A 24,259-nucleotide genomic window follows, 5' to 3' on the forward strand; every position below is an offset into this window, starting at 1 on the left:
ATGAGATAAATATGTCAGACTCGATTTACGATTTTCAAATGCCAATGAGCAGTGGTGAAGTAAAAGATTTTTCAGATTATAAAGGCAAAGTGCTATTGATAGTAAATACCGCTAGCAAATGCGGATTTACGCCCCAATATGACGGCTTACAAGGACTATATAAAAAATATAAAACACAGGGATTAGAAATTTTGGGATTTCCCTGTGACCAATTTGGACATCAAGAACCCGGTTCCGATTCTGAAATTGAACAATTTTGTACTCTGAATTTTAGCGTCGACTTTCCTCTTTTTAAAAAATCAGATGTAAATGGCAAACATGCCTCTCCTCTTTACGAGTATTTGAAAGCTCAAGCTCCCGGTGTGTTAGGTAGCAAAAGTGTTAAATGGAATTTCACTAAATTTTTAGTAAACAAAGACGGAAAAGTTATGGGTAGATATGCTCCAAAAACCAAACCAGAAGCCATTGAAAAAGATATAGAAGCACTGTTGTAATATATCTATCACCTCAGAATCATAGCCAAAGCATAAGAGACGAGCAGAATGAAAACACTATTTTTCAGTAGTAAATCTCATGATATTACTTACTTTACTAAACAAAATGCAGATTATAACTTCACCTTAGACTTTCAAGAAGCTAGGCTATCAATTGATACCGTAGCCTTATGTCAGGGTTATGAAGCCATCTGTGTCTTTGTTAATGACCAAGTGAATAAACAGGTTATTGAACAGCTAAAAGACATGGGAGTAAAGCATATTGCGTTGCGCTGCGCTGGGTTCAATAATGTTGATTTACAAGCGGCAAAACAACTTGGAATAAACGTTTCTCGCGTACCAGCTTATTCTCCTGAAGCCGTTGCGGAACACACTGTTGCGTTAATGATGACCTTGAATAGGAAGTTACATAAAGCGTACAACCGCGTGCGTGAAAACAACTTTAGTCTCAACGGTTTAATTGGTTTCAATTTTCATGGCAAAACTGCTGGTATTATTGGCTATGGTAAAATAGGAAGATGCACAGCTAATATACTACTCGGCTTAGGTTGTAAGGTAATTTGTTATGATCCAATTGCTCAAGATACTCCCTCTAAAGATGTCACTTTTGTTTCCCTTGACACCCTTTTAGCTAATTCAGATATCATAAGCTTACATTGTCCACTAACCAGTGAAAGTCAATATATGATAAACGATGACTCGATCCATAAAATGAAAGATGATGTCATGCTGATTAATACATCCCGCGGCGGATTGGTCGATAGTAAAGCGGTAATACGAGGGTTGAAGTCTCGAAAGATAGGCCAACTGGGCTTAGATGTGTACGAAATGGAATCAGATTTATTTTTTGAAGATAAGTCTTGGGAGATTATGCAAGATGATGTTTTTGACCGGTTAGTGGGGTTTCCCAACGTATTAATTACCGGACATCAAGGATTCTTCACCCACGAAGCATTACAACAAATTGCCCAAACCACCCTTAACAACCTTGCGTTAATGGCAAAAAAACAATCAGATCCTAATACCTTTTTAGCTTAAGGATCCGTTATTCAGTACTCGTAATAAAAAGTGGTTGCTGGGTCAATTTACCCCGAAATCAGGAGTTACAGCGAAGAATAAGATGGAAATACTTGCCCAACCATTTGTATGGTTCCCTATGACCATATTTTATTTCAGCGGCTTTAATCTTTTCGTATTCGTCGGTTTGCTTAGTGATATCCCTTAAATAATCATGAAAGCAACGGATACCCGCGCTGCTAATAATTTCACACGGCAAGTCATCTAGATGATGAATAACTTTTTGCGGTTCTAATGCATTATTAGGATTCAATCTCACGGTATTTTTATGCTTCATATCAGCTGCAACATAGTCGAAGTTACCGTACAGCAGATTACCAAACCTATGGGCATCCTTATTGAAAAAGCTTAAAGACAGTACCCCACCCGGCTTTACTTTTGTTAGCAAAGAAGAAATAGCCTCAAGTGGCGACTCTAACCACTCTAAAACGGCGTGGCATATCACCACATCATAGGTCTGTTGAGTGGGCAAATCACTCAATGAACTGCACACAAAGCTCACATTTTCATAATTTGCTAAATTTTTTTTAGCCATCGCCACGGCATCTGCAGACAAGTCATTAAATGTAAGTTTATGCCCCCATTCAAGCATGACTTTACTCATGATTCCTGTACCGCCCCCAACGTCAATAATGTCGAGCGGTTTATCGTTATGATTGATATACTGATTAAGATTATTAACTAACAATTCATGGCGCAGTTTACCTTTACTGGAACCGTAAATATTGTTAGCAAATTTATCCATCAATGAATCAAAACTTTGATCTGATTTTTTACTCATAGAATGATATTTTTTGACAAGAGGTTTAGCCTCTCACTGTACGTGACTTTAATGGAGATCATTTTACGTGGATTTGTTCCTTTTTAAAAAGTTTATCGGTGTATTCTTAATGCCTTTACCGGTAATTTTAATATGTTTAATCACCGCGTTAATTTGTTTATGGCGAAAAAAGTACGCTCGAGCCAATCTGTTTATGATTGTCGGCATAGTGAGCTTCATTTTAGTGTCTTTTGCCCCCGTACCCAATACGCTTTTGCATTCCCTGGAGCGACAATATCCACAATACGATTTATCCAAAAAGGTAAATTTTATCGTTGTACTTGGCTGTTCTCACATCAATGATAGGGCCGTCCCCATCACGTCTCAACTATCTCCTTGCTCGCTCATCAGAGCTACCGAAGCCATCAGAATATTACAATATAATCCACGGGCAAAGATATTGACTTCAGGTAACGTCGGTAGTCAAACATTTAGTAATGCCTATATGAATGCGCAGTTTCTCATTGCCATGGGTATTCCAGAAAGTCGTATTATTGAGGTTCCTTTGTCAAAAGACACTGAAGAAGAAGCCGCTAACTTGCGCGACACACTGCAGAACAACCAATTTGCGTTAGTCACCTCAGCCTCACACATGAAACGTGCAATGCATTTATTCCAACAACAAGGGTTAATCCCCATTGCAGCACCAACCGAGCACCTAGTCAGAGATTCAGAAGACGGCGACAGCGGTTATTTGCTACCGAACTCTAAAAACATATACAAATTTGAACGCTGGTGGTACGAATGGATGGGAAACACTTGGGTTAAAATAAAGAGTTGGTTCTAATCAAAAACTAAGTGCTCCTTTAAAACTAAGCGGCGAAAAAGTCGTCTTAAACGGGATTGTCTATATCTACAAACGTCACATCTATATCAAAGGACCGGGCTAAATATTCACCTACAGCCTTAGCGCCATAGCGTTCAGTAGCATGGTGCCCAGCAGCGATAAAATGAATGCCCATTTCCCTAGCAACATGAACCGTTTGTTCTGATATTTCACCGCTTATAAACGCATCCACACCCTGTTCTGCTGCCATTTCTATATAGCTCTGACCGCCACCTGTGCACCAAGCAATTGATTTAATATTGTGATCGCCAGCATTAATTATCTGCGGTTTTCTTTGTAAAGAGGTTTCAATATTGATTGCCAGTTCATGCAGCGGTAGAGGCATTTCAAATTGTCCTAACATGGCAACACTTTGCGGATTTTTTTGCTCTAAACCTCCAATAACGTCAATATTGAGCCGTTTTGCTAATTGCGCATTATTCCCCAATTCTGGGTGGATATCTAAAGGTAAATGGTAACCATAGAGGTTAATATCATTATTGATTAGGTCTTTAATTCTCTGTCGTTTCATCCCTATGATACAAGGGTTTTCACCACGCCAAAAATAACCATGATGAACAAAGATGGCATCTGCATTTAACCCTACAGCGCGATCAATTAACGCCTGACAGGCTGTCACCCCAGTAACAATTTTACGAATTTCGGGAGTTCCTTCTACCTGTAATCCATTAGGACAATAATCTTTAATCTTTTCAGGTTTAAGTAATTGATTGAGATAAGTTAACAACGTTCGGTTATTGATGCTCATAGCCACCCTTTAACACTTTATTATCATTTAATATACATAATTGTCGAAATTAGACATTTTTCAGAAAACACGGTATAAAAGCATTCCAACAATAGCAATAAATTTTAGTAAAAAGGTGCAGACCCTACAATGAGCAAATTGGACAAAGAACAGATCATCGAAAATTTTACCGAAGCATACAAATCCGCACATGGCAAAACACCAACTATCGAAGCTAAGGGTGGCTGGTACAGTGTCGATGGTGGAAAAAATGTCCGATTGTCTGCCCTCGAAGAAATGACTCATGACCTTACATCAGGGAACGCTAAAAACGAGACACTTAAGAAAACAGCTAAATCAGAACCGAAACCAGATTCAGCAACAAAAACAGTGACAAAATCCAAAGTAAAACATAGCTTTTCAGTTAAAGACTATTGGCAAGAAAAAATTATGGCTCAAAATCCTGGTTCAAAACTGCCACGTTAATTTGTACAATGGCTAATAATAATCGATGACAGCGGCTTATTAGCCGCTTTTTTATTTCTGTTATAAAAAGGAAAAGCACATGACGTTCAAACGTACTCAAAGCGCACTATTTGTTATTGCTGCCTTAGGGTTAGCAGCATGTGGGGATAAACAAGAAACTTCTCCTCAATCTGAACCTAAGGTGTTAACAAAAAAAGATGCGCAGCAGTTTGTTGAAACAGCACAACAGGATCTTGCAGAAATTCTTATTCCTGCGGCTCAAGCCGAGTGGGCTTATCAAACATACATTAATCAAGACACCGCAGCGTTAAGCGCATACTTCAATGAAAAATTCACTTCCTTAGCAACAAATTATGCCAAAGAATCAGCAAAATTTAATGCCGTTGAAGTTGACCAAGATACGCGCAGAAAATTAAATTTAATGACCAATAGTTTAGTTATGCCCGCTCCTGAAGATCCTAAAAAATCTGCTCGTTTAGCACAAATAGGATCAGAGTTAGGCGGAATGTATGGTTCAGGAAAGTATTGCCGCAGTGAAAACGAATGTTTCAGTCTGCCTGAAATGTCCAATATTATGGCCACCGAACGTGACCCCAAACTATTGTTAGAAATGTGGGAAGGTTGGCGACAAGTATCTCCTCCGATGAAATCACTATATGCGGAGCAAACTGAACTGGCGAATTTAGGTGCACAAGAATTAGGTAAAAAAGATTTAAGTGAATTGTGGCGCGGTAGCTATGATATGGAAGCAGATGCATTTAGCCAAGAACTTGATCGATTATGGGGACAAGTTAAACCATTTTATGAAGCACTACACTGTCACGTACGTGCCGAGTTAGGCGAAAAATATGGTGAAAATGTTGTGCCTCAAGGTGAACCTATCCCTGCTCACTTATTGGGTAATATGTGGGGGCAATCCTGGGGAAATATCTATGATATCGTAAAGCCACAACAAGAAATGGACGTTATCGATATCACCAAAGCCTTGGAAGAGCATAATTACGATGAGATACAGATGGTTAAGCAAGCCGAATCTTTCTTTTCATCCTTAGGTTTTGCGCCTTTGCCTGACACCTTTTGGGAACGTTCGATGTTTACCCAACCCACCGAGCGAGATGCCGTATGCCATGCTTCAGCTTGGAATATAGATAACATTGACGATCTGCGAATTAAAATGTGTATTCAGAAAAATGGTGAAGATTTCGCTACCATTCACCATGAATTAGGCCATAACTATTATCAACGAGCCTATAATAAACAGCCAATGGCATACCAAAACTCGGCTAATGATGGCTTCCATGAGGCAATTGGTGACACAATCGCGTTATCCATTACACCAAAATATTTAAAAGAAATTGGTTTAGTTGATTCGATACCTGATGCCTCAAATGATATTGGCATGTTGCTTAAATTGGCTTTGGATAAAATAGCATTTGTGCCCTTCGGGCTTATGGTTGATCAGTGGCGTTGGAAGGTATTCTCAGGGGAAGTAACACCTGAACAATACAATACTGCTTGGTGGGAACTTCGCGAGAAGTATCAAGGCTTGAAAGCCCCAGTTGAACGCCCTGCTGATGCATTTGATCCAGGTGCTAAGTATCATGTACCAGCAAATACACCTTATACACGCTACTTTTTAGCCCATATCTTACAGTTCCAATTCCATAAGAGTTTATGTGAAATAGCCGGTGATCAAGGCCCTGTGCACCGCTGTTCGATATACGGTAGTAAAGAAGCTGGCACAGCTTTGAATAACATGTTGGAAATGGGACAAAGCAAACCTTGGCAAGAAGCATTGGAAACCTTAACCGGTAAATCAGAAATGGATGCCACGGCCATTCTTGATTACTTTGAACCATTAAAAGCTTGGTTAGATGAGCAAAACCAAGACAGACAATGTGGATGGTAAATAAATAACCAATCAGCACAAAAAAGAGCGACCTAGGTCGCTCTTTTTTGTCATTGCGTGTAAATTAATCGAGGGCTATTTAAACAACGTCTGACTTTTAGACCAAAGCTTTACAAAAGCCGACTCAATCCCAATAGACGCGGCTTTACCAAACTTTTCTGCTAGACCTTTTTTCTTACTGTATTTAACGGAAAAAATGTTGCGACTGTCTAATTTACTCATCAAGAAATCATCCGATGTTTGGATAGTATCCACCAATCCAAGCTCTTTTGCTCGACTTCCATACCAATATTCACCGGTCGCCACTTTATCTATGTTTAAATCTGTGCGGTGTGAAGAAACAAAGTCTTTAAACATGACATGCACCTCTTCTAACTCTTGTTTGAATTTATCACGTCCCTGCTCCGTATTTTCTCCAAACAAGGTTAAAGTGCGCTTAAAATCACCCGCAGTGTGCTGCTCAAACTCAATATCATTTTTCTTCAAAACTTTATGAAAGTTAGGCAGTTGCGCAATCACACCGATAGAGCCAATAATCGCGAACTTAGCGCTCAATACGTTATCTGCAACACAGGCCATCATATACCCTCCGCTGGCAGCAACTTTATCCACAGCAGCAGTAAGATGAATATTTTTATCTTTGAGGCGTTGTAACTGTGATGCAGCTAACCCATAACCATGGACGACCCCACCACCACTTTCTAAACGCACTAAAACTTCGTCTTGTGGCTGAGCTGCACATAAAATTGCGGTGACTTCCTCACGCAAACTGTCGACTTCGTGGGCATCCATTGAACCTTTAAAATCGACAACAAAAAGATTCGACTTTTGACTATCTTGATCTTTCTTTTTGGCTGCTTTTTCTGCTTTTTTCTGTTCTTTTTGCTTTTTCTTAAGTTGCTCTTTACTTAAAAGGAGGTTTTGCGCATGTTCTTTTAACTCCTCGAACTGCTCAGACATAGATTTAATTTCTAATTGTCCATCGCCCTGTTTTTGCTTGGAAGCAAGTGCAACTATACCGCCAACTGCCAATAAAATGGCCACCACAATGGTGATTGCTTTGGCTAAAAACAACCCATATTGAAATAAAAACTCCAAGCGTAACTCCTTTGTATTGATTTAAAAATCAACTTCTTCAAATTATTAGATGAGGAGCGGAATAAACCGTTCCAAATAGTAATCCCTTAATGTGGGGACAAAATAAGAGATTAAAAGCGCATTATTTGCAGATTTCAATAACCCATAAATAATGACGATAGTCAGAATATAACCCAGTCCTTAGTGGGACAACATATAAATGTATAAACGGAAGGCAAAAAAAAGCCAAGTCATCGACTTGGCTTATTGAAATATCATCTTACCTTAATTGGATACTACTGATGGATCAGAAATGACAATGGTTCCGCCGGTGGCAAAAAATGCCGCAGCTTGTTTTTGCATTTCAGTTGTCACTGCAGCACTAGGTGTAGGACTTAATAAACTGGAATGTCCTCCGGCAATAAAACGCACTAACCCATTACCTTCAGTGGTGCTTGAAACTCCGCTTAAACCTGCAAAACTTGCCAACGGCTCTGTACCTGCAAAGGTTGATGAATTGACTGTTGTGTTAGGAATAACCTGATCTGGCAACGCAGTTGAACCATCATCATTAATCCCGCCACCAATCACTTCTTGAAACATGAAGCTTGTATTGGAAGCAAGTAAAGACGCAAAGTTATTTGGATCTGACGCATCAATAATAGTCTGGGCTGCAAACACGAAACTAGCAAACGTAGCATTAATTTCAGCTAGACCGGTGTCATCAAGTTGCGCTTCATAAGCAATAAATGCAGGGATTATTGCTTCTTCAGCTGGGACTTGATTTTCCGTAGCATAGTCAACTAAGAAAGCTTGAAACTCTGCAGATGAAGATGCCAGTAGCGACCCTTTAATTAAATTGCTAAAGCTAGGTGATTCAATCAAGAAACCGCCAATACCGCCACCAGGAACGCTGAATACCGCGGTTTCAAATTGATACATAGAGTCAAAGGCAGCAAGGGGACTAGATTCACCGAATGATCTATTCGAAGAAGCGACAGAAGAAATACCGGTAATAGAACCTAGACTCTGTCCAACATAAGAAACCTGACTACCATCTAAATCTACACTTCCACCAGTTAGATCAACAACGGCATTCAAACCTAATCTTAACCCCATGACATCAACAATGCTTTGTCGATTGTTATCTCGCGTTGTTAATAACGAAGCCAGATTTAAATAATCCGTAGTTGAACCACCAAAACCAGTTGATGTATTAACAATTTCACCGTCAATAGTAAAACCTCGGCTACCGTGTAAAGGGTGATCAATTGCGACTGTTGCGTAACCAGCAAGGGATAGCGCCCCGGTAATTGCTAAGAAGTCTTCTTTTTTAGAGGTAATACCGTGCTGTAAAATTACCACAGGCCAGCCTGATTCTGGCTTGCTAATGGCAGTTACACCTGAATCAGGTATTGTTGCTAAGACGGCAATCACAGTGGGATCAGGAACGGTAACTTGCACATCAATGGTTTGCGTACCATCTGCGTTTGTTCCTTGAGCCGCTGGTATTGGGCTGTAGCGGGTTACATGACGTAAGTCATTGACGCCCACATTAGTCAAATCCAAATCAAGGAGTTGGCCGTCTGATGCTGCTTGACATAAGTCGTTATTCGGCCCAACAGAAATAGTGCCATTAGCGATTAATGTCGCTATCTGCTCACTGCCTAAAGTTTGTAAAGCTAAGCCATTTGTACAAGCGGCTTCCCAACGTCCATTTAACGGATCGGCTGGATCACTGTAATAAGGTAAGTCAATAACTCCGGCTTTCAGAGAAGCGGCACAAAACGCTCCGACTTGCGGGAAAACGCTAGCAGCAGTTTCGAATAAAGGCGACGAAGGATCAGAAATCGCGGAAATCATACCATCACAGGTATTGAGTCCTACCGCCGTAAGGCCGGCCATTTGCTCTTCTCCCAAAAGGCTTGGTGCCAACATATCAAACGCCGTTGAAACCGGTGCGTCCGATACCGGGATAACTGGTAAAAATGCCGCAGCATCTTCAACCGAAAGCCCAGATTGAAGAGCTTGTGCAAAAGGTGCAATTTGCAATTGTTTAACGGTATTGATGATTTGCGTAGTTGATTGAGTAGTAAAAGTATAACTAAATATTATCTCATCCTGACTCAAGCCCCCTTGGCTCGTTAATACAGCTTCATAAGAATTGATTATTCCTTGTAAACTAAGCTGAGATTCGGTTGCCAAAGGTAAGGTGTTGATGTCTTGTCTTACTAACTCATAGGTTGTTGACGGCTTTAACGCTTGTCCACCGGCGGTCAATTTATTGGTTGCTACCACATAATAAGAAGTAGACTCTTTGAAAGGTTTAAGGGGCACGATAGCCACATCATCACCACTTGCTGTGGTGATAAAATCAACCCCAAAGGTCAACTCTTCGCCCACCTTACAGCCTGTAATCGGTGAAACATATGTGCAATCGGGAGCATTCAAATCACCACCAATGGCACCTTCGAATATCCTAACTGCGCCAGCACTAGCGACCGACTCAGCGTCTAAACTCACGCCTTCTGGATGAGAAGTTGAAAAAGTAAACGGGTGTTGCGTTGACCAACCATCTAGCGCCCCCAAGGCGGCTGAAGGGTTGCCAAAATCAGGGGTCCCGCCATTAGCCTGACCCGCAACCTCATCCGGCATTTCTAAAGTACCATCATCAGTCACTTCCACTAACGCAAAAAATAAGTCATTTGGTACGTTCAATACACTATTGGAGGGGTCAAACATAATACGTGAAGCGGGAACTGTTTTCGTTGTATCTTGTTGGATTTCTTTGAGTTCGTCGCCACCACCGCAACCAGCGAGCACAAACACTGCAGCGATACTTGTGCTGATTAACAGTTTTTTCATTATTTCTCCCAAATACAGTTAATTCATTGATACACATGTGAAAAGTCGATTTTTTAGGCAACATCTGTACATTGTTTGTGCCTTCCACCTTTCAACAAGTATGACCAGTTGTCATTGCCCCCATAGTATTGGCTTTGTTAGTTTTTTGCAAATGAGTTTGTTAAAATAATGTTAGACTGGCTACTTGTAAAAGAGTTATGTTTTGCTGGTTATGTATAAATAACCGTCACATTAGACTTTCAACGATTTCTTTCTTGAGCTTATTTGATTCCCCAGTTAATTTAAAAATGAATACCTCAAAAAGCCCATAAATGTTAGAATTCCATACCTTTTGTTTAACTCACATTTTAACATGCTCAATTTTTCTGCCCCTTTAAATGCCCTACAAAATAAAACAATATTAATCACTGGTGCCGGAGCAGGCATTGGTAAGTCGGCTGCTATTCACTTTGCCAAACATGGGGCCACAGTTATACTGTTAGGCCGCACAGTTAAAAAACTTGAATCAGTCTACGATGAAATAGTCAATGAGGGTTATCCAGAGCCCGCCATAGTGCCATTAGATATGCAAGGCGCGACAAAAAAGCACTATCAGGATATGGCCAACACCATTATAAATCAGTTTGGAAAATTAGATGGTGTGTTACAAAATGCGAGTGTGCTGGGACATTTAGAACCGTTCAAGCAGATTGAAGAAAATATTTTTAAGCAAGTCATGCAAGTGAATCTAAACAGTCAATTTCTAATGACACAAGCATTATTAGAAGCCCTTGAACTTGCCCCTACCGCTTCGATTGTTTTCACAAGTTCCACTGTCGGCAGCCAGGGAAGAGCCTACTGGGGTACCTACTCCATATCAAAATTTGCCACTGAAGGAATGATGCAAGTTTTAGCCGATGAATATGCAGGTACCAGTCTACGCTTCAATTGTATCAATCCAGGCGCAACTCGCACTTCCATGCGCTCTAAAGCTTTTCCAGGTGAAGATGCAAGTACACTGAAAGCACCAGAAGATATCATGCCGCTATATTTATATTTGATGTCGGATGACAGTAAAGAAGAAAACGGAAAAACCTTCGTTGCTCAACCAAAGTCTTAGTATTTTGAGCAATGCCAAAGGCACGGTATTGAGTTAAACAAAAACAACATAATTAAAGAAAAAATGCGACTTATAAAAGCCGCATTTTTTCTTTCCATGTAACTAAAATTGTAAACTAGGCTTATACCAACCTAATCGCCAATTTTTGCCCAGGTATCTCGCAAGCCCACGGTACGGTTAAATACCAATTTGCTTTCAGTACTGTCTTTATCTTTGCAGAAATACCCAGTGCGTTCGAATTGCACGGTTTGATTAATTTCAGCTTCTAACAAACTAGGCTCTACCCAGCCATTTTTGACAACTAATGAATCTGGGTTAATACAGTCTACAAAGTTCTCTTCAGCAGCAGGGTTAGGCGTTGTAAACAATCGATCATAAAGTCGAATTTCAGCAGGCAAGGCTTTACTAGCACTAACCCAGTGGATCACACCTTTTACTTTGCGTCCATCGGCAGGATCTTTACCCAATGTATCGGGATCATAGCTACAGAAAATGGTGGTGACTTCCCCTTCCTCATTCTTTTCAACACGCTCGGCCTTAATCACATAAGCATTTCGTAAACGAACCTCTTTTCCCAGAACTAAGCGTTTAAACTTCTTATTCGCTTGTTCACGAAAGTCGTCAGCTTCGATTAATACTTCTTGCGTAAACGGAATACTGCGGGTTCCTTTGCTTTCATCATTTGGATGGTTAGCTGCGCTAAGCTGTTCAACCTGATCCTCAGGATAATTCTCGATTACCACCTTCACTGGCGATAAAACCGCCATTGCCCGATTTGCATTTTCGTTAAGATCATCACGGATACAGGCTTCAAGCATGCCCATTTCAACCATATTGTCCATTTTAGTCACACCAATGCGTTTACAAAATTCACGCACTGAATCTGCTGTATACCCTCTACGGCGCAATCCGGCAATGGTAGGCATACGCGGATCATCCCATCCACTGACATGCTCTTCTTCAACCAACTGAATTAATTTACGTTTGCTCAATACCGTGTATTCAAGATTCAAACGTGAAAATTCGTATTGACGTGGTTGTGACTGAATATCAATATTATCTATCACCCAGTCATACAAACGACGGTTGTCCTGAAACTCTAAAGTACAAAGAGAATGAGTGATACCTTCGATAGCGTCTGATATACAGTGGGTAAAATCGTACATTGGGTATACGCACCATTTATCACCGGTTTGATGATGGTGAGCAAACTTAACCCGATAGATGACAGGATCACGCATACACATGAATGCAGACGTCATATCAATTTTAGCCCGCAAAACACACTGCCCTTCAGCATATTCACCGGCTGTCATTTTACTAAACTCTTCCAAGTTTTGTTCAACACTGGTGTCGCGATAAGGACTATTTTGTCCTGGTTGGGTTAAGGTGCCACGCATTTCTCGCATTGCTTCTTGGGTTGAGAAGTCAACATATGCCAACCCTTTCTCGATTAATTCAGTCGCATAGGCATGCAATTGATCAAAATAGTTTGAAGAGTAACGGGCATCTCCTTCCCATTCAAACCCTAACCAATGAACATCGTTCTTGATTGAGTTAACATAATCAATATCTTCTTTGTCAGGATTAGTATCATCAAACCTGAGGTTACAGGTTCCTTGATAATCTTGTGCAATACCAAAATTCAGGCAGATTGACTTCGCATGGCCTATATGCAGATAACCATTAGGCTCAGGCGGAAAGCGAGTGTGAATTTGTTTGTGCAACCCTGCTTGCAAATCTTTATCAATAATTTGACGTATGAAGTTGGTCGGACGAATGTCTGTCTCGGCCATTAATAGTTCCCCTGTAACACGTGTATTAGAAACGAAAAAAGAAGCTATTATAACACTTTGCTAGGAAGGCAAAATCTTTTTAATCAAATAATTTATAAAGCTTTACAGGTTAAGCCGGTGCTTAAAAGTAAGCGACTAAACCAACTCCAGATAACAGCATCCCTCAATAATATTAGAAAGTAATCATTATGAAAGTAAATGCAACCTCATTGGATATTTCCCAATTAGGTGACGTATCCCAATCCACCTCGTATTTTAAATCAAGCCGGTATGCAAATAATTCATTCTTATTTTCACAAGGATAGCTACCACATTTAGTCACATAGACATTATCGACATCAGAGAAATAGTTAAATTGACTAAAGCCGATATCCGCCAAATATAAGCCATTATACAAATAAAAAATGGAAATATCGGAGTCAAAATAAGGTATACCTCTTTCATCCTCTGCACTCGCGAATCCCCCTAGTAAACCGTTTTAAACTCACTTTTCATGTTTAATTAAGAAAAGTACGCTGCCACTGGTAATTTGTCAGCTGCTTGCCAATCAGTATTACCCCTGAAGTTTTGAAACTCATCTAAATCCTGATTAACTTTGATACTACAAATTCGTTTTGAGAATTTATATTTTGTTAGCTATCAGATGCGGTTTTTTAAAGGGAGTAAACCTAGTATTTTCGACAATTAATGGAGGATTTTTATACTACGACTAAGTTAAATTACAAAGAATAATAGGCATAAAAAAACCCGCTAGAAAGCGGGTTTTTCACAGCAAATTAATTGCAGATTACCAACCGGTAATTTCACGCAAGCCTTTACCAATATCAGCAAGCGAACGAACTGTTTTAACACCTGCATCTTCAAGTGCTTTAAACTTCTCGTCAGCTGTACCTTTACCACCGGCAATGATTGCGCCAGCGTGACCCATACGCTTACCAGCAGGTGCAGTTACACCAGCAATATAAGAGACAACAGGTTTAGTTACATTAGCTTTGATAAATTCAGCAGCTTCTTCTTCTGCAGAACCACCAATTTCACCAATCATCACGATTGCTTCAGTTTCTGGATCTTCTTGGAACAACTTCAAAATGTCGATGAAGTTTGAACCAGGAATAGGATCACCACCAATACCAACACAAGTAGATTGGCCAAAGCCTTCGTCTGTAGTTTGTTTAACTGCTTCGTAAGTTAGGGTACCAGAACGAGAAACGATACCTACTTTACCAGGCTTATGAATATGACCAGGCATGATACCGATTTTACATTCACCCGGAGTGATAACACCTGGGCAGTTTGGTCCGATCATACGAACACCTTTTACCGTCAAGTATTCTTTTACGAATAACATGTCGATGGTAGGAATACCTTCTGTGATACAAATAATCAATTCGATGCCTGCATCAGCAGCTTCTACAATTGAATCTTTACAGAAAGGTGCAGGTACATATATGACAGAAGCAGTTGCGCCAGTTTCTTCGACAGCTTCGCGTACTGTATTAAATACAGGCAAATCTAAGTGAGTTGTACCACCTTTACCAGGTGTAACACCACCAACCATTTGCGTACCGTAAGCAATTGCTTGCTCAGAGTGGAAAGTACCTTGACCACCAGTAAAACCCTGACAGATAACTTTGGTATGTTTATTAATTAATACTGACATTATTTGCCCTCCGCAGCTTTAACAACTTGCTGAGCTGCGTCAGTCAAACTGCTTGCAGCGATAATATCTAGGTCAGATGAAGCCAATACTTCACGGCCTAGTTCAGCATTAGTACCTTCAAGACGTACAACAACAGGTACGTTCACACCCACTTCTTTAACTGCACCGATAATACCTTCAGCGATCATGTCACAACGTACAATTCCACCGAAAATATTAACTAATACTGCACTAACGTTGCTGTCAGAAAGTATGATTTTGAATGCTTCTGCAACACGTTCTTTAGTCGCACCGCCGCCAACATCTAGGAAGTTAGCAGGCTTGCCACCGTGCAAGTTGACTATATCCATAGTTCCCATTGCAAGACCAGCACCGTTAACCATACAACCAACGTTTCCGTCTAGTGCTACATAGTTTAGTTCCCATTTAGCCGCTTCAGCTTCACGGGCATCATCTTGAGATGGATCGTGCATAGCTTTAACTTTAGGCTGACGATATGCAGCGTTGCCATCAATAGCCACTTTAGCGTCTAGACAATGAATATCACCGTCATCTTTTATAACAAGAGGGTTGATTTCGATAAGTGCGATATCTAAATCAACAAACATTTTCGCTAAACCTAAAAAGATTTTAGTGAACTGTTTGATTTGAACACCTTTAAGGCCTAACTGGAATGCCATATCACGCGCTTGGTACGGTTGAGCACCAACAATAGGGTCGATTTCAGCTTTCAAAATCTTTTCAGGTGTTTCTTCAGCAACAGTTTCAATTTCAACACCGCCTTCAGTAGACGCCATGAAAACGATACGACGAGAAGTACGGTCAACAACCGCACCTAAATAAAGTTCATCAGCAATATCCGTACAAGATTCAACTAAAATCTTGCTAACTGGTTGGCCATTTTCGTCAGTTTGGAAAGTAACTAGATTTTTACCTAACCATTTCTCAGCAAATGCTTTGATTTCATCTTTAGATTTAACTAATTTAACACCGCCAGCCTTACCTCGGCCACCTGCGTGTACTTGGCACTTTACTACCCACTCACTTCCGCCAATTTTATCGGCCGCTGCTGCAGCTTCTTCTGGAGAATCTGTAGCAAACCCTTCAGATACTGGTAAGCCATATTCTTTGAATAATTGCTTACCTTGATATTCATGCAAATTCATGGTGTTTCTATCCGTTTAATTTAATTTAAAAGTCGCATAATAGCGACTTGATTAAAGGTGCCGATAAAATACCGACATTTGGATAGATGATAGCTCAAGCTACCACCTATCAATTCGATTTAGTCCAAAATATTATACGTCTAAAAGTAAACGAGTTGGATCTTCTAACATTTCTTTTACCGTAACTAAGAAGCCTACGGACTCTTTACCATCAACAATTCGGTGGTCATAAGATAGTGCCAAGTACATCATTGGTAAAATTTCAACTTTTCCATTTACCGCCATTGGACGTTCTTGGATTTTGTGCATACCAAGAATAGCACTTTGTGGAGGGTTAATAATTGGAGTTGACAATAATGACCCAAATACACCGCCGTTAGTGATAGTAAAGTTACCACCTTGTAAGTCATCCATGGCTAATTTGCCATCACGACCTTTTATCGCAAGAGATTTAATACCACTTTCAATCCCTGCCATTCCTAGAGCGTCACAATCTCGTAAAACTGGAGTGACCAATCCACGAGGAGTTGAAACCGCAATAGAGATATCAAAATAGTTATGATAAACGATATCATCACCATCAATTGATGCATTAACCTCAGGGAAACGCTTCAATGCTTCTGTCACAGCTTTCACGTAAAAAGACATGAAACCTAAACGTATACCATGGCGCTTTTCAAAACTTTCTTGATACTGCTTACGCAAATCCATAATTGGCTTCATGTTGATTTCATTGAAGGTAGTCAACATTGCCGTAGAGTTTTTCGCTTCCAATAAACGACTTGCAATGGTTTTACGCAGACGTGTCATTGGTACTCGTTTTTCAGTACGCTCGCCAACTAGCGCGGCTGGAGCTGCAACTGCGGCATCTTTTGATGCTGGTTTAGACGCGCCTTTCAGATGTTTTTCAACATCTTCTTTGGTAATACGACCGCCTTTGCCAGTGCCTTTGATATTCGACGCATCAACGCCTTTTTCTGCCAATAAACGTCTTACTGATGGGCTCAAGGCGTCATTCTCTTCTGCAGACTCAGCTTCTGTAGATTCGCTAGCTGCTGGAGCAGATGCACCTGCACCTTCAGCAAAATTAGCGATAACTTGCTCAGCAGTAACAGTGTCACCTTCTTGGGCAACGATGTCAGTTAGTGAACCGTCAGCAGGAGCAACGACTTCTAACACTACTTTGTCAGTTTCGATGTCCACTAGGTTCTGATCCCGAGAAACCGCTTCCCCAGGTTGTACATGCCATGTTGCGATTGTTGCGTCAGCTACCGATTCTGGCAGCACAGGAACTTTAATTTCCACTGATTTACCCTTTGTACTTGATGTAGTTGGTTGACTAGCTGCGGGTGCTGCAGGTGCTTTTGCACTGCTAGCGCCGTCGCCTTCTTCTAGTTTTGCAATAATTTGTTCACCAAGGACTGTATCACCCTCAGCATCCAATATTTCCGTAATTGTACCTTCGTCTGGTGATACAACTTCTAACACTACTTTGTCGGTTTCAATATCAACAAGGTTTTGATCTCGACTGACTTTGTCACCAACTTTGACATGCCATGTGGCAATCGAAGCATCTGCTACTGATTCTGGTAGCACCGGTACTTTAATTTCTATTGTCATACTGGTTCCTAATTATAGAGTAAGTGCGTCATCAACCAACGCTTTTTGCTGTTGATTGTGAACTGCGTTATAGCCAACTGCAGGAGAAGCAGATGCAGTTCTACCTGCATAAGTTAGTTTTGCTCCTTCTGGGAGCGATGCCCAGAAATGATGCTGGCTACAATACCATGCTCCCTGATTTTGTGGTTCTTCTTGACACCAAACCCAGTCTTTAACGTGAGTATACTTTTTAGTGATCTTTGCCACCACGTCCTCACTTGGGAAAGGATAAAGTTGTTCAATTCGAACAATAGCCACATCCTGTTGTTCGTTTTTACGACGTTGTTCTAATAAATCGTAGTAAACTTTTCCTGAACACATTACAACTCGTTTAACATCAGCTGGCTTAATATCATCAACTTCGTCAATCACAGTGTGAAAAACACCATCAGTTAATTCATCAAAGCTAGACACTGCCAGAGGATGACGTAAAAGTGACTTAGGTGACATAACAATTAGCGGTTTACGCATTGGACGAATCGCTTGACGTCTGATCATGTTGTAAACCTGCGCTGGTGTAGAAGGCACACACACCTGCCAGTTATGATCTGCACATAATTGTAAAAAGCGCTCTAATCTAGCAGAACTATGCTCAGGACCTTGCCCCTCATAACCATGTGGAAGCAATAATGTTAATCCACATAAGCGTCCCCATTTTGCTTCACCAGAACTTAAGAACTGATCGATAACCACTTGTGCGCCATTGGCAAAATCACCAAATTGTGCTTCCCAAATAGTTAAGGTACCAGGCTCAGCCGTTGCATAGCCAAATTCGAAAGCGACAACCGCAGCCTCAGACAGCACTGAGTCGTAAATTTCCATTTTACCTTGGTCTTCACTCACATGTTGCAATGGCATATATTCCGCGCCATCGCTTTGGTTATGTAGAACCGCGTGGCGATGGAAAAATGTACCTCGACCAGAATCTTGACCAGTTAGGCGGATATTTGTTCCTTTTGAAACAATATCGGCATAGGCTAAATTCTCAGCCATCCCCCAATCGATAAGCTTTTCTCCTGCAAGCATAGCTTCACGATCGCCATAGAGCTTTTTCACCCGCGATTGCAATTTAAAGCTCTCAGGATAATTGACAATAGATCGGCCAAGCTCAATGAGTTTATCTTTATCAATTTGAGCATTGTAAGGCGCATCCCAGTCATGCCCCAAATACGGAGTCCAGTCTACAGAATGTTCTGTCATAGGACGCCACTCTGGAACAACACACGCGCCGTGATCTAGCGCTGCACGATATTCACTGACTAATTTCTCAACTTCGTGATCTTCAATACTGCCTTCAGCAGTTAATTGATCTGCATACAATAAACGTGGCACAGGATGCTTTTTAATTTTTTGATACATCAATGGCTGAGTCGCATTTGGCTCATCAGCTTCGTTGTGACCATGACGACGATAACAAACCAAGTCAATCATCACATCACGTTTAAAAGTATTACGATAATCTAGCGCTAATTTTGTGACGAATAAAACAGCTTCAGGATCATCAGAATTCACATGGAATATAGGTGCCTGAACCATCTTCGCAATATCAGTACAATATTGTGTTGAGCGGGTATCTTCTGTTTTAGAAGTAGTAAAGCCTACCTGATTATTAATTACGATTCTAACTGTACCACCCACTTTGAATCCGCGGGTTTGAGACATATTAAATGTCTCTTGTACAACACCCTGCCCAGCTATGGCTGAGTCACCGTGTATAGTAATAGGTAAAACCGTTGAACCATCAGAGCACTCACGACGGTCAAGACGCGCTCTTACTGAACCAATGACCACAGGATTGACTATTTCTAAGTGAGATGGGTTAAATGCTAACGCCAAATGCACATTACCACCTTCGGTAGCAAAGTCAGAAGAGAAACCAGCATGATATTTAACATCACCTGCACCTAGGGATTGATCATGTTTACCAGAGAACTCATCAAATAAAACCGAAGGGTTCTTACCTAAGACATTTACTAGAACATTAAGTCGTCCACGGTGAGCCATACCAATAACCACTTCTTTAGCACCATTAGCACCAGCGTGGTTAATTAAGCCTTTAAGCATAGGCACTAATGCATCACCACCTTCTAATGAAAAGCGTTTTGCACCTGGAAATTTAGCCCCTAAGTATTTCTCCATACCATCGGCAGCAACTAGGCCCTTTAGAATATTGATTTTTTCATCACGACTAATTTCAGGTTTTGCCTGTACCGATTCTAAGCGCTGCTGTAACCAACGTTTCTGTTCAGTATCAGTGATATGCATATATTCAGAACCGATAGAGCCACAATAAGTTCTATTCAAGGAAGTGAATAGATCTTTCAACGTCATGGTTTCTTGACCAATGGCGTAAGAACCTACATTAAAATGGGTATCGAAATCTTTTTCAGTCAAATTATGGTGGGATAACTCTAGGTCTCGAACCCTAGGCTGCTTCCATAAGTCCAAAGGATCTAGATTGGCATGTTGATGCCCTCTAAATCGGTAGGCATTGATCAACTGCAATACTTTAACTTGCTTTTCATCACTACTTGAAGCTTTAGCAGGTGCACTGCTAGTTGCTCTGGCCGCAGGACCTAAAGCAGCTAAGGCTTTGAATTGCTCTCTTATTAAAGAATGGTTGGTATCTAATTCAACGCCATCCACTTTAGGCAAACTTTCAAATATACTTCGCCACTGCTCTGAAACACTGTTTGGATCGTCCAAAAATGTTTCGTAGAGTTCTTCTATATAAGCAGCGTTGCCGCCAGCCATGTGTGAAGAATCCCACCATGCTTTCATCACGCTTTGTTGCATTATTGTCCCTTTAAAAAGTAAGGCTAACAACCGGATATCTAGTATGCGTAAATATCCAAAAAATTAAAGTAAATAAACCAATAAGGTTCGATTTTTTAAGCAAAAAAGCCATCCTACGAAGGATGGCTATTTAGACTTGCTGTCACGATTAACACCACTGGTGTTAAATGACTAAACTAAACAGCCCGTTGTAGCAGCATCGACTTGATATGGCCGATGGCTTTAGTTGGATTAAGTCCTTTCGGGCAAACACTCACACAGTTCATGATTCCGTGACAACGGAACACGCTAAATGCGTCATCCAAATCACTGAGTCGTTCATCAGTGGCGGTATCACGACTATCAATTAGGAATCGATAAGCGTGTAACAATCCGGCGGGACCAATAAACTTATCTGGATTCCACCAAAATGAAGGACATGATGTAGAACAACATGCACACAGAATACACTCATACAAACCATCTAGCTTAGCACGCTCTTCAGGAAGTTGAAGATGTTCGCGAGCTGGCGGATGTTTATCATCATTAATTAAAAACGGTTTAATTTTTTCGTATTGAGTATAGAACTGACTCATATCAACGACTAAATCACGTACCACAGGCAAACCAGGTAAAGGACGTACTACAATTTTTCCTTTTCCTAATGCGGAAAGCGGGGTAATACATGCTAAGCCGTTTTTACCATTCATATTTACGCCATCTGATCCGCACACACCTTCACGGCATGAACGTCTAAATGACAACGTAGGGTCTTGTTCTTTAAGGGCGATAAGTGCATCAAGCACCATCATATCTTGCCCTTCTTCCACTTCAAGCGAATATTCTTGCATGCGTGGAGCGTTATCAACATCCGGGTTGTAACGATATATTGAGAAAGTAAGATTCATCTTCGTTACTCCAATTAATAAGTTCTAGCTTTAGGTGGAAACGCTTCGCGTAATTTAGGTGTCATGTTTACATCACGCTTACGCATAGACTCTGACTCTGGTAAGTAAACAGAGTGGCACAACCATTGTGAATCATCACGATCTGGATAATCGAAACGACTATGTGCCCCGCGACTTTCTGTTCTAAAGTTCGCTGCTACCGCAGTACTAAATGCAGTTTCCATTAGATTATCAAGCTCAAGACATTCAATACGCTGAGTATTGAAATCGCTACTCTTGTCATCAAGGCGGGCAAATTTCAACCTTTCTCTGATTTCTTTCAGTTCAGCAAGACCTTCGGCCATGGCATCCCCTTCGCGGAAAACAGAAAAGTTAAGTTGCATACATTGTTGTAAATCTTTCTTGATTTGTACTGGATCTTCGCCTTTACCAACCTCTGAGCTCTCCCAGCGATTGAAGCGTACCATAGCTTCTTCCACATCAGTTTGTGATGCTTCAGTAGAATCAATTTTATCAATAGCTTCACCAAGATGCAGACCTGTAGCACGACCGAAAACAACCAAGTCTAATAGCGAGTTACCACCTAAACGGTTGGCGCCATGAACAGATACACAAGCAATCTCACCACATGCAAACAATCCACCAATGGGTTTTTCATTGCCATCTTTATCAATGCTAATTGCTTGGCCATCAACGTTAGTGGGTATACCACCCATCATATAGTGACAAGTTGGAATAACTGGAATAGGTTCTTTTACTGGATCAACGTGAGCAAAGGTACGAGACAACTCAAGAATCCCTGGTAATCTTGATTCCAAGACGTCTTTACCTAGGTGATCAAGCTTAAGTTTAATGTGCGTACCCCAAGGACCGTCACAACCGCGACCTTCACGAATCTCAGTCATCATTGAACGTGCTACCACGTCACGGCCCGCTAAATCTTTCGCGTTTGGTGCATAACGTTCCATGAAACGTTCGCCGTCTTTATTAAGAAGGTAACCACCTTCACCGCGGCACCCTTCAGTAACTAGCGTACCAGCACCGGCAATACCAGTTGGGTGGAACTGCCACATTTCCATATCTTGAACCGGTACACCCGCTCTCAATGCCATACCAACACCATCACCGGTATTAATGTGAGCATTGGTAGTTGAAGCATAAATACGACCTGCTCCACCTGTAGCCAAAACGACGGCTTTAGACTTAAAGTAAACGACCTCACCACTTTCAATGTCAATAGCAGTACAACCGACTACATCACCATTTTGATTTTTGACTAAATCAAGGGCGTACCATTCACTGAATACTTTTGTTTTATTTTTCACATTCTGCTGATAAAGCAAATGTAATAAAGCATGACCTGTACGGTCGGCTGCAGCAGCTGTTCGAGCGCCTTGTTCACCGCCAAAGTTTTGAGATTGACCACCGAAAGGACGCTGATAAATTCTACCGTCTTCGAATCGAGAAAATGGCAAACCCATATTCTCCATTTCAATAATCGCTTCAGGACCTGTTTTACACATGTACTCAATTGCATCTTGATCACCAATGTAATCAGAGCCTTTAACTGTATCGTACATGTGCCATTCCCAGTTATCTTCATGGGCATTTCCTAACGCAACAGTGATCCCGCCTTGAGCAGACACTGTGTGTGAACGTGTTGGAAATACCTTTGAAAGTAACGCACAGGATTTACCTGATTGAGAAATTTGTAAAGCTGCTCGCATTCCAGCGCCGCCAGCCCCTACTACTACCGCATCGAACTCATGAACCGGAATACTCACTTCACACCCCACAAAACAAATAAACCAACTGCAACATACACAAATGCAATAATGTTAAGTACATATTGTAACGTTGCTCGTAAACCCGGACCTTTGACATAATCAGTTAAAACTTGCCATAGACCAATTCTTACATGATACATAATTGCAACTAGCGTAATGAAAGTGAAAACTTTCATAAATATGCTAGAAAATAAATCTCTCCAAATTTCAAATGTCACCACGGGTGTGGCAATGAAAAAATAGGTCATGTAAAAAGAAAATAAGGTAATGATAAGTGCCGTAGCACGCAGAGTAACAAAATCTTGCACTCCGTTACGTTTTAAACCCGCTTGTTCGGTTACCACAATATAACTCCTATAACGATCGTCACTAATACCCACAAACCAATAGTGGCTTGTGCGCTTAAGTTGCCTGAGTCGATTTCTTCCCAATGACCCATATCCATAATCACGTGACGGATACCGCCAAGAATATGGTAGGTCAATGCGGATAAGGTACCGATAGCAACGAATTTACCAAGAGGCCCTGCCATCACTTCTTGCACCGTATTAAACCCATCAAGGCTTGATACTGATACAGCCCAGGCCCAGATCACAAAAATCAGGGCGAAGAACATAGCAACACCGGTTGCCCGATGTAAAATAGAAACTATAGCTGAAGGGGGAAAACTTATCGTATTGAGTTGCAGATTGACTGGTCTTTGTTTTTTCACTTTATGTGCCTGTAATCATTGTTGAGGTTTGACGCATTTATTTAAAGTTATTATGTTGTATAGTGCATAAACGAAAAATAAAGTTAAGCTAGCTCAACTGTTAACACTTTGTTAATTAAGTATTAAACCTTTAACAACTAAGCGTTTTTTTCATTTAGTGTCACAAAGTATATCCACCGTAGAGATTAATTACAATTTTTGTTCTTGATAAAAACGGTTTAATTATGGATTTAGGTATTTATGAGTAATACGGACACATTTTAAGAATAAATATTAAACATTCGTGTATTAAAATTGACTTGCGCTAACTTTCTAAGTACAAATAGCACACTTTTTTTCATGGCTGTTATTATTGTATAAATTTTTAACAGTTTAAGAACTTAGTCTAAGGAGAA

19 protein-coding genes are annotated in these 24,259 nt (G+C 40.7%); 6 read left to right on the forward strand and 13 right to left on the reverse strand.

Translation table 11 applies throughout. The features are described from left to right. Positions 1 to 11: 11 nt before the first annotated feature. Both ACYVIL_RS05885 and ACYVIL_RS05890 read left to right on the forward strand, forming a co-directional pair. Positions 12 to 494, forward strand: coding sequence for a glutathione peroxidase (locus ACYVIL_RS05885; protein WP_303473782.1), 483 nt, complete (start codon positions 12 to 14; stop codon positions 492 to 494). 48 nt (positions 495 to 542) lie between these two features. Continuing rightward, positions 543 to 1,532, forward strand: coding sequence for a 2-hydroxyacid dehydrogenase (locus ACYVIL_RS05890; RefSeq protein WP_460311887.1), 990 nt, complete (start codon positions 543 to 545; stop codon positions 1,530 to 1,532). Positions 1,533 to 1,590: 58 nt separating this feature from the next. On the opposite strand, the gene ACYVIL_RS05895 is transcribed toward ACYVIL_RS05890, so the two are convergent. Beyond that, positions 1,591 to 2,352 carry a methyltransferase domain-containing protein gene (locus tag ACYVIL_RS05895; protein ID WP_460311888.1) on the reverse strand — a complete coding sequence of 254 codons (762 nt, stop codon included), beginning with the start codon at positions 2,350 to 2,352 and terminating at the stop codon, positions 1,591 to 1,593. Between the two features lie 67 nt (positions 2,353 to 2,419). On the opposite strand from ACYVIL_RS05895, the gene ACYVIL_RS05900 reads away from it, so the two are divergent. Further along, positions 2,420 to 3,178, forward strand: coding sequence for an ElyC/SanA/YdcF family protein (locus ACYVIL_RS05900; protein ID WP_460311889.1), 759 nt, complete (start codon positions 2,420 to 2,422; stop codon positions 3,176 to 3,178). A gap of 46 nt (positions 3,179 to 3,224) precedes the next feature. Here ACYVIL_RS05900 and ACYVIL_RS05905 read toward each other — a convergent pair whose 3' ends face one another. Further along, positions 3,225 to 3,986 (reverse strand): Nif3-like dinuclear metal center hexameric protein, encoded by a 762-nt coding sequence (locus ACYVIL_RS05905; protein WP_460311890.1) that lies wholly within the window; start codon positions 3,984 to 3,986, stop codon positions 3,225 to 3,227. Positions 3,987 to 4,115: 129 nt separating this feature from the next. On the opposite strand from ACYVIL_RS05905, the gene ACYVIL_RS05910 reads away from it, so the two are divergent. Next, the gene (locus ACYVIL_RS05910) at positions 4,116 to 4,451 is read left to right on the forward strand and encodes a hypothetical protein (protein WP_303473777.1); all 336 of its coding nucleotides are present in this window, start codon (positions 4,116 to 4,118) and stop codon (positions 4,449 to 4,451) included. A gap of 79 nt (positions 4,452 to 4,530) precedes the next feature. Continuing rightward, positions 4,531 to 6,360, forward strand: coding sequence for a M2 family metallopeptidase (locus tag ACYVIL_RS05915; RefSeq protein WP_460311891.1), 1,830 nt, complete (start codon positions 4,531 to 4,533; stop codon positions 6,358 to 6,360). Positions 6,361 to 6,435: 75 nt separating this feature from the next. On the opposite strand, the gene sohB is transcribed toward ACYVIL_RS05915, so the two are convergent. Together sohB and ACYVIL_RS05925 are read right to left on the reverse strand one after the other, a co-directional pair. Beyond that, positions 6,436 to 7,458, reverse strand: coding sequence for a protease SohB (sohB, locus tag ACYVIL_RS05920; protein ID WP_303473775.1), 1,023 nt, complete (start codon positions 7,456 to 7,458; stop codon positions 6,436 to 6,438). A gap of 264 nt (positions 7,459 to 7,722) precedes the next feature. Continuing rightward, positions 7,723 to 10,302 (reverse strand): VolA/Pla-1 family phospholipase, encoded by a 2,580-nt coding sequence (locus tag ACYVIL_RS05925; protein WP_460311892.1) that lies wholly within the window; start codon positions 10,300 to 10,302, stop codon positions 7,723 to 7,725. A gap of 352 nt (positions 10,303 to 10,654) precedes the next feature. Between ACYVIL_RS05925 and ACYVIL_RS05930 the strand changes: the two genes are divergently transcribed. Further along, positions 10,655 to 11,401, forward strand: a complete 747-nt coding sequence (locus ACYVIL_RS05930; protein WP_460311893.1) for a YciK family oxidoreductase — start codon at positions 10,655 to 10,657, stop codon at positions 11,399 to 11,401. A 131-nt stretch (positions 11,402 to 11,532) separates the two neighbouring features. On the opposite strand, the gene glnS is transcribed toward ACYVIL_RS05930, so the two are convergent. From glnS to sdhC, 9 genes are all read right to left on the reverse strand, one after another. Beyond that, the gene (glnS, locus tag ACYVIL_RS05935; RefSeq protein WP_460311894.1) at positions 11,533 to 13,197 is read right to left on the reverse strand and encodes a glutamine--tRNA ligase; all 1,665 of its coding nucleotides are present in this window, start codon (positions 13,195 to 13,197) and stop codon (positions 11,533 to 11,535) included. Between the two features lie 787 nt (positions 13,198 to 13,984). Continuing rightward, positions 13,985 to 14,857 carry a succinate--CoA ligase subunit alpha gene (sucD, locus tag ACYVIL_RS05940; RefSeq protein WP_303473771.1) on the reverse strand — a complete coding sequence of 291 codons (873 nt, stop codon included), beginning with the start codon at positions 14,855 to 14,857 and terminating at the stop codon, positions 13,985 to 13,987. Beyond that, the gene (gene sucC / locus ACYVIL_RS05945; RefSeq protein WP_303473770.1) at positions 14,857 to 16,023 is read right to left on the reverse strand and encodes an ADP-forming succinate--CoA ligase subunit beta; all 1,167 of its coding nucleotides are present in this window, start codon (positions 16,021 to 16,023) and stop codon (positions 14,857 to 14,859) included. Before sucC ends, sucD begins: the two co-directional genes overlap by 1 nt. A 132-nt stretch (positions 16,024 to 16,155) precedes the next feature. Then, the gene (gene odhB, locus ACYVIL_RS05950; RefSeq protein WP_303473769.1) at positions 16,156 to 17,643 is read right to left on the reverse strand and encodes a 2-oxoglutarate dehydrogenase complex dihydrolipoyllysine-residue succinyltransferase; all 1,488 of its coding nucleotides are present in this window, start codon (positions 17,641 to 17,643) and stop codon (positions 16,156 to 16,158) included. Positions 17,644 to 17,655: 12 nt separating this feature from the next. Beyond that, entirely contained in the window at positions 17,656 to 20,478 is a 2,823-nt protein-coding gene (gene sucA / locus ACYVIL_RS05955) for a 2-oxoglutarate dehydrogenase E1 component (RefSeq protein WP_303473768.1), read from the reverse strand. 176 nt (positions 20,479 to 20,654) lie between these two features. Continuing rightward, complete coding sequence (locus ACYVIL_RS05960) at positions 20,655 to 21,365, reverse strand: succinate dehydrogenase iron-sulfur subunit (RefSeq protein ID WP_303473767.1); 711 nt, start codon at positions 21,363 to 21,365, stop codon at positions 20,655 to 20,657. 14 nt (positions 21,366 to 21,379) lie between these two features. Next, complete coding sequence (gene sdhA, locus ACYVIL_RS05965; protein ID WP_303473765.1) at positions 21,380 to 23,149, reverse strand: succinate dehydrogenase flavoprotein subunit; 1,770 nt, start codon at positions 23,147 to 23,149, stop codon at positions 21,380 to 21,382. After that, positions 23,146 to 23,496 (reverse strand): succinate dehydrogenase, hydrophobic membrane anchor protein, encoded by a 351-nt coding sequence (gene sdhD / locus ACYVIL_RS05970; protein WP_303473764.1) that lies wholly within the window; start codon positions 23,494 to 23,496, stop codon positions 23,146 to 23,148. Before sdhD ends, sdhA begins: the two co-directional genes overlap by 4 nt. Next, on the reverse strand, positions 23,490 to 23,864 hold the full coding sequence (gene sdhC, locus ACYVIL_RS05975) for a succinate dehydrogenase, cytochrome b556 subunit (protein ID WP_303473763.1): 375 nt from the start codon (positions 23,862 to 23,864) through the stop codon (positions 23,490 to 23,492). The genes sdhD and sdhC overlap by 7 nt, the downstream gene beginning before the upstream one ends. Positions 23,865 to 24,259: the final 395 nt, after the last annotated feature.

The sequence above is a fragment of the Aliiglaciecola aliphaticivorans genome, assembly GCF_054782055.1.

What these genes read in the sequence shown, in the direction of transcription:
- ACYVIL_RS05930 (WP_460311893.1), top strand. Translation starts at nt 10,655, where the DNA reads ATGCTCAATTTTTCTGCCCCTTTAAATGCCCTACAAAATAAAACAATA.
- ACYVIL_RS05910 (WP_303473777.1), top strand. Translation starts at nt 4,116, where the DNA reads ATGAGCAAATTGGACAAAGAACAGATCATCGAAAATTTTACCGAAGCA.
- glnS (WP_460311894.1), bottom strand. Translation starts at nt 13,197, where the DNA reads ATGGCCGAGACAGACATTCGTCCGACCAACTTCATACGTCAAATTATT.
- ACYVIL_RS05895 (WP_460311888.1), bottom strand. Translation starts at nt 2,352, where the DNA reads ATGAGTAAAAAATCAGATCAAAGTTTTGATTCATTGATGGATAAATTT.
- ACYVIL_RS05960 (WP_303473767.1), bottom strand. Translation starts at nt 21,365, where the DNA reads ATGAATCTTACTTTCTCAATATATCGTTACAACCCGGATGTTGATAAC.
- ACYVIL_RS05885 (WP_303473782.1), top strand. Translation starts at nt 12, where the DNA reads ATGTCAGACTCGATTTACGATTTTCAAATGCCAATGAGCAGTGGTGAA.
- ACYVIL_RS05925 (WP_460311892.1), bottom strand. Translation starts at nt 10,302, where the DNA reads ATGAAAAAACTGTTAATCAGCACAAGTATCGCTGCAGTGTTTGTGCTC.
- sucA (WP_303473768.1), bottom strand. Translation starts at nt 20,478, where the DNA reads ATGCAACAAAGCGTGATGAAAGCATGGTGGGATTCTTCACACATGGCT.
- sucC (WP_303473770.1), bottom strand. Translation starts at nt 16,023, where the DNA reads ATGAATTTGCATGAATATCAAGGTAAGCAATTATTCAAAGAATATGGC.
- sucD (WP_303473771.1), bottom strand. Translation starts at nt 14,857, where the DNA reads ATGTCAGTATTAATTAATAAACATACCAAAGTTATCTGTCAGGGTTTT.
- odhB (WP_303473769.1), bottom strand. Translation starts at nt 17,643, where the DNA reads ATGACAATAGAAATTAAAGTACCGGTGCTACCAGAATCAGTAGCAGAT.
- ACYVIL_RS05915 (WP_460311891.1), top strand. Translation starts at nt 4,531, where the DNA reads ATGACGTTCAAACGTACTCAAAGCGCACTATTTGTTATTGCTGCCTTA.
- ACYVIL_RS05890 (WP_460311887.1), top strand. Translation starts at nt 543, where the DNA reads ATGAAAACACTATTTTTCAGTAGTAAATCTCATGATATTACTTACTTT.
- ACYVIL_RS05905 (WP_460311890.1), bottom strand. Translation starts at nt 3,986, where the DNA reads ATGAGCATCAATAACCGAACGTTGTTAACTTATCTCAATCAATTACTT.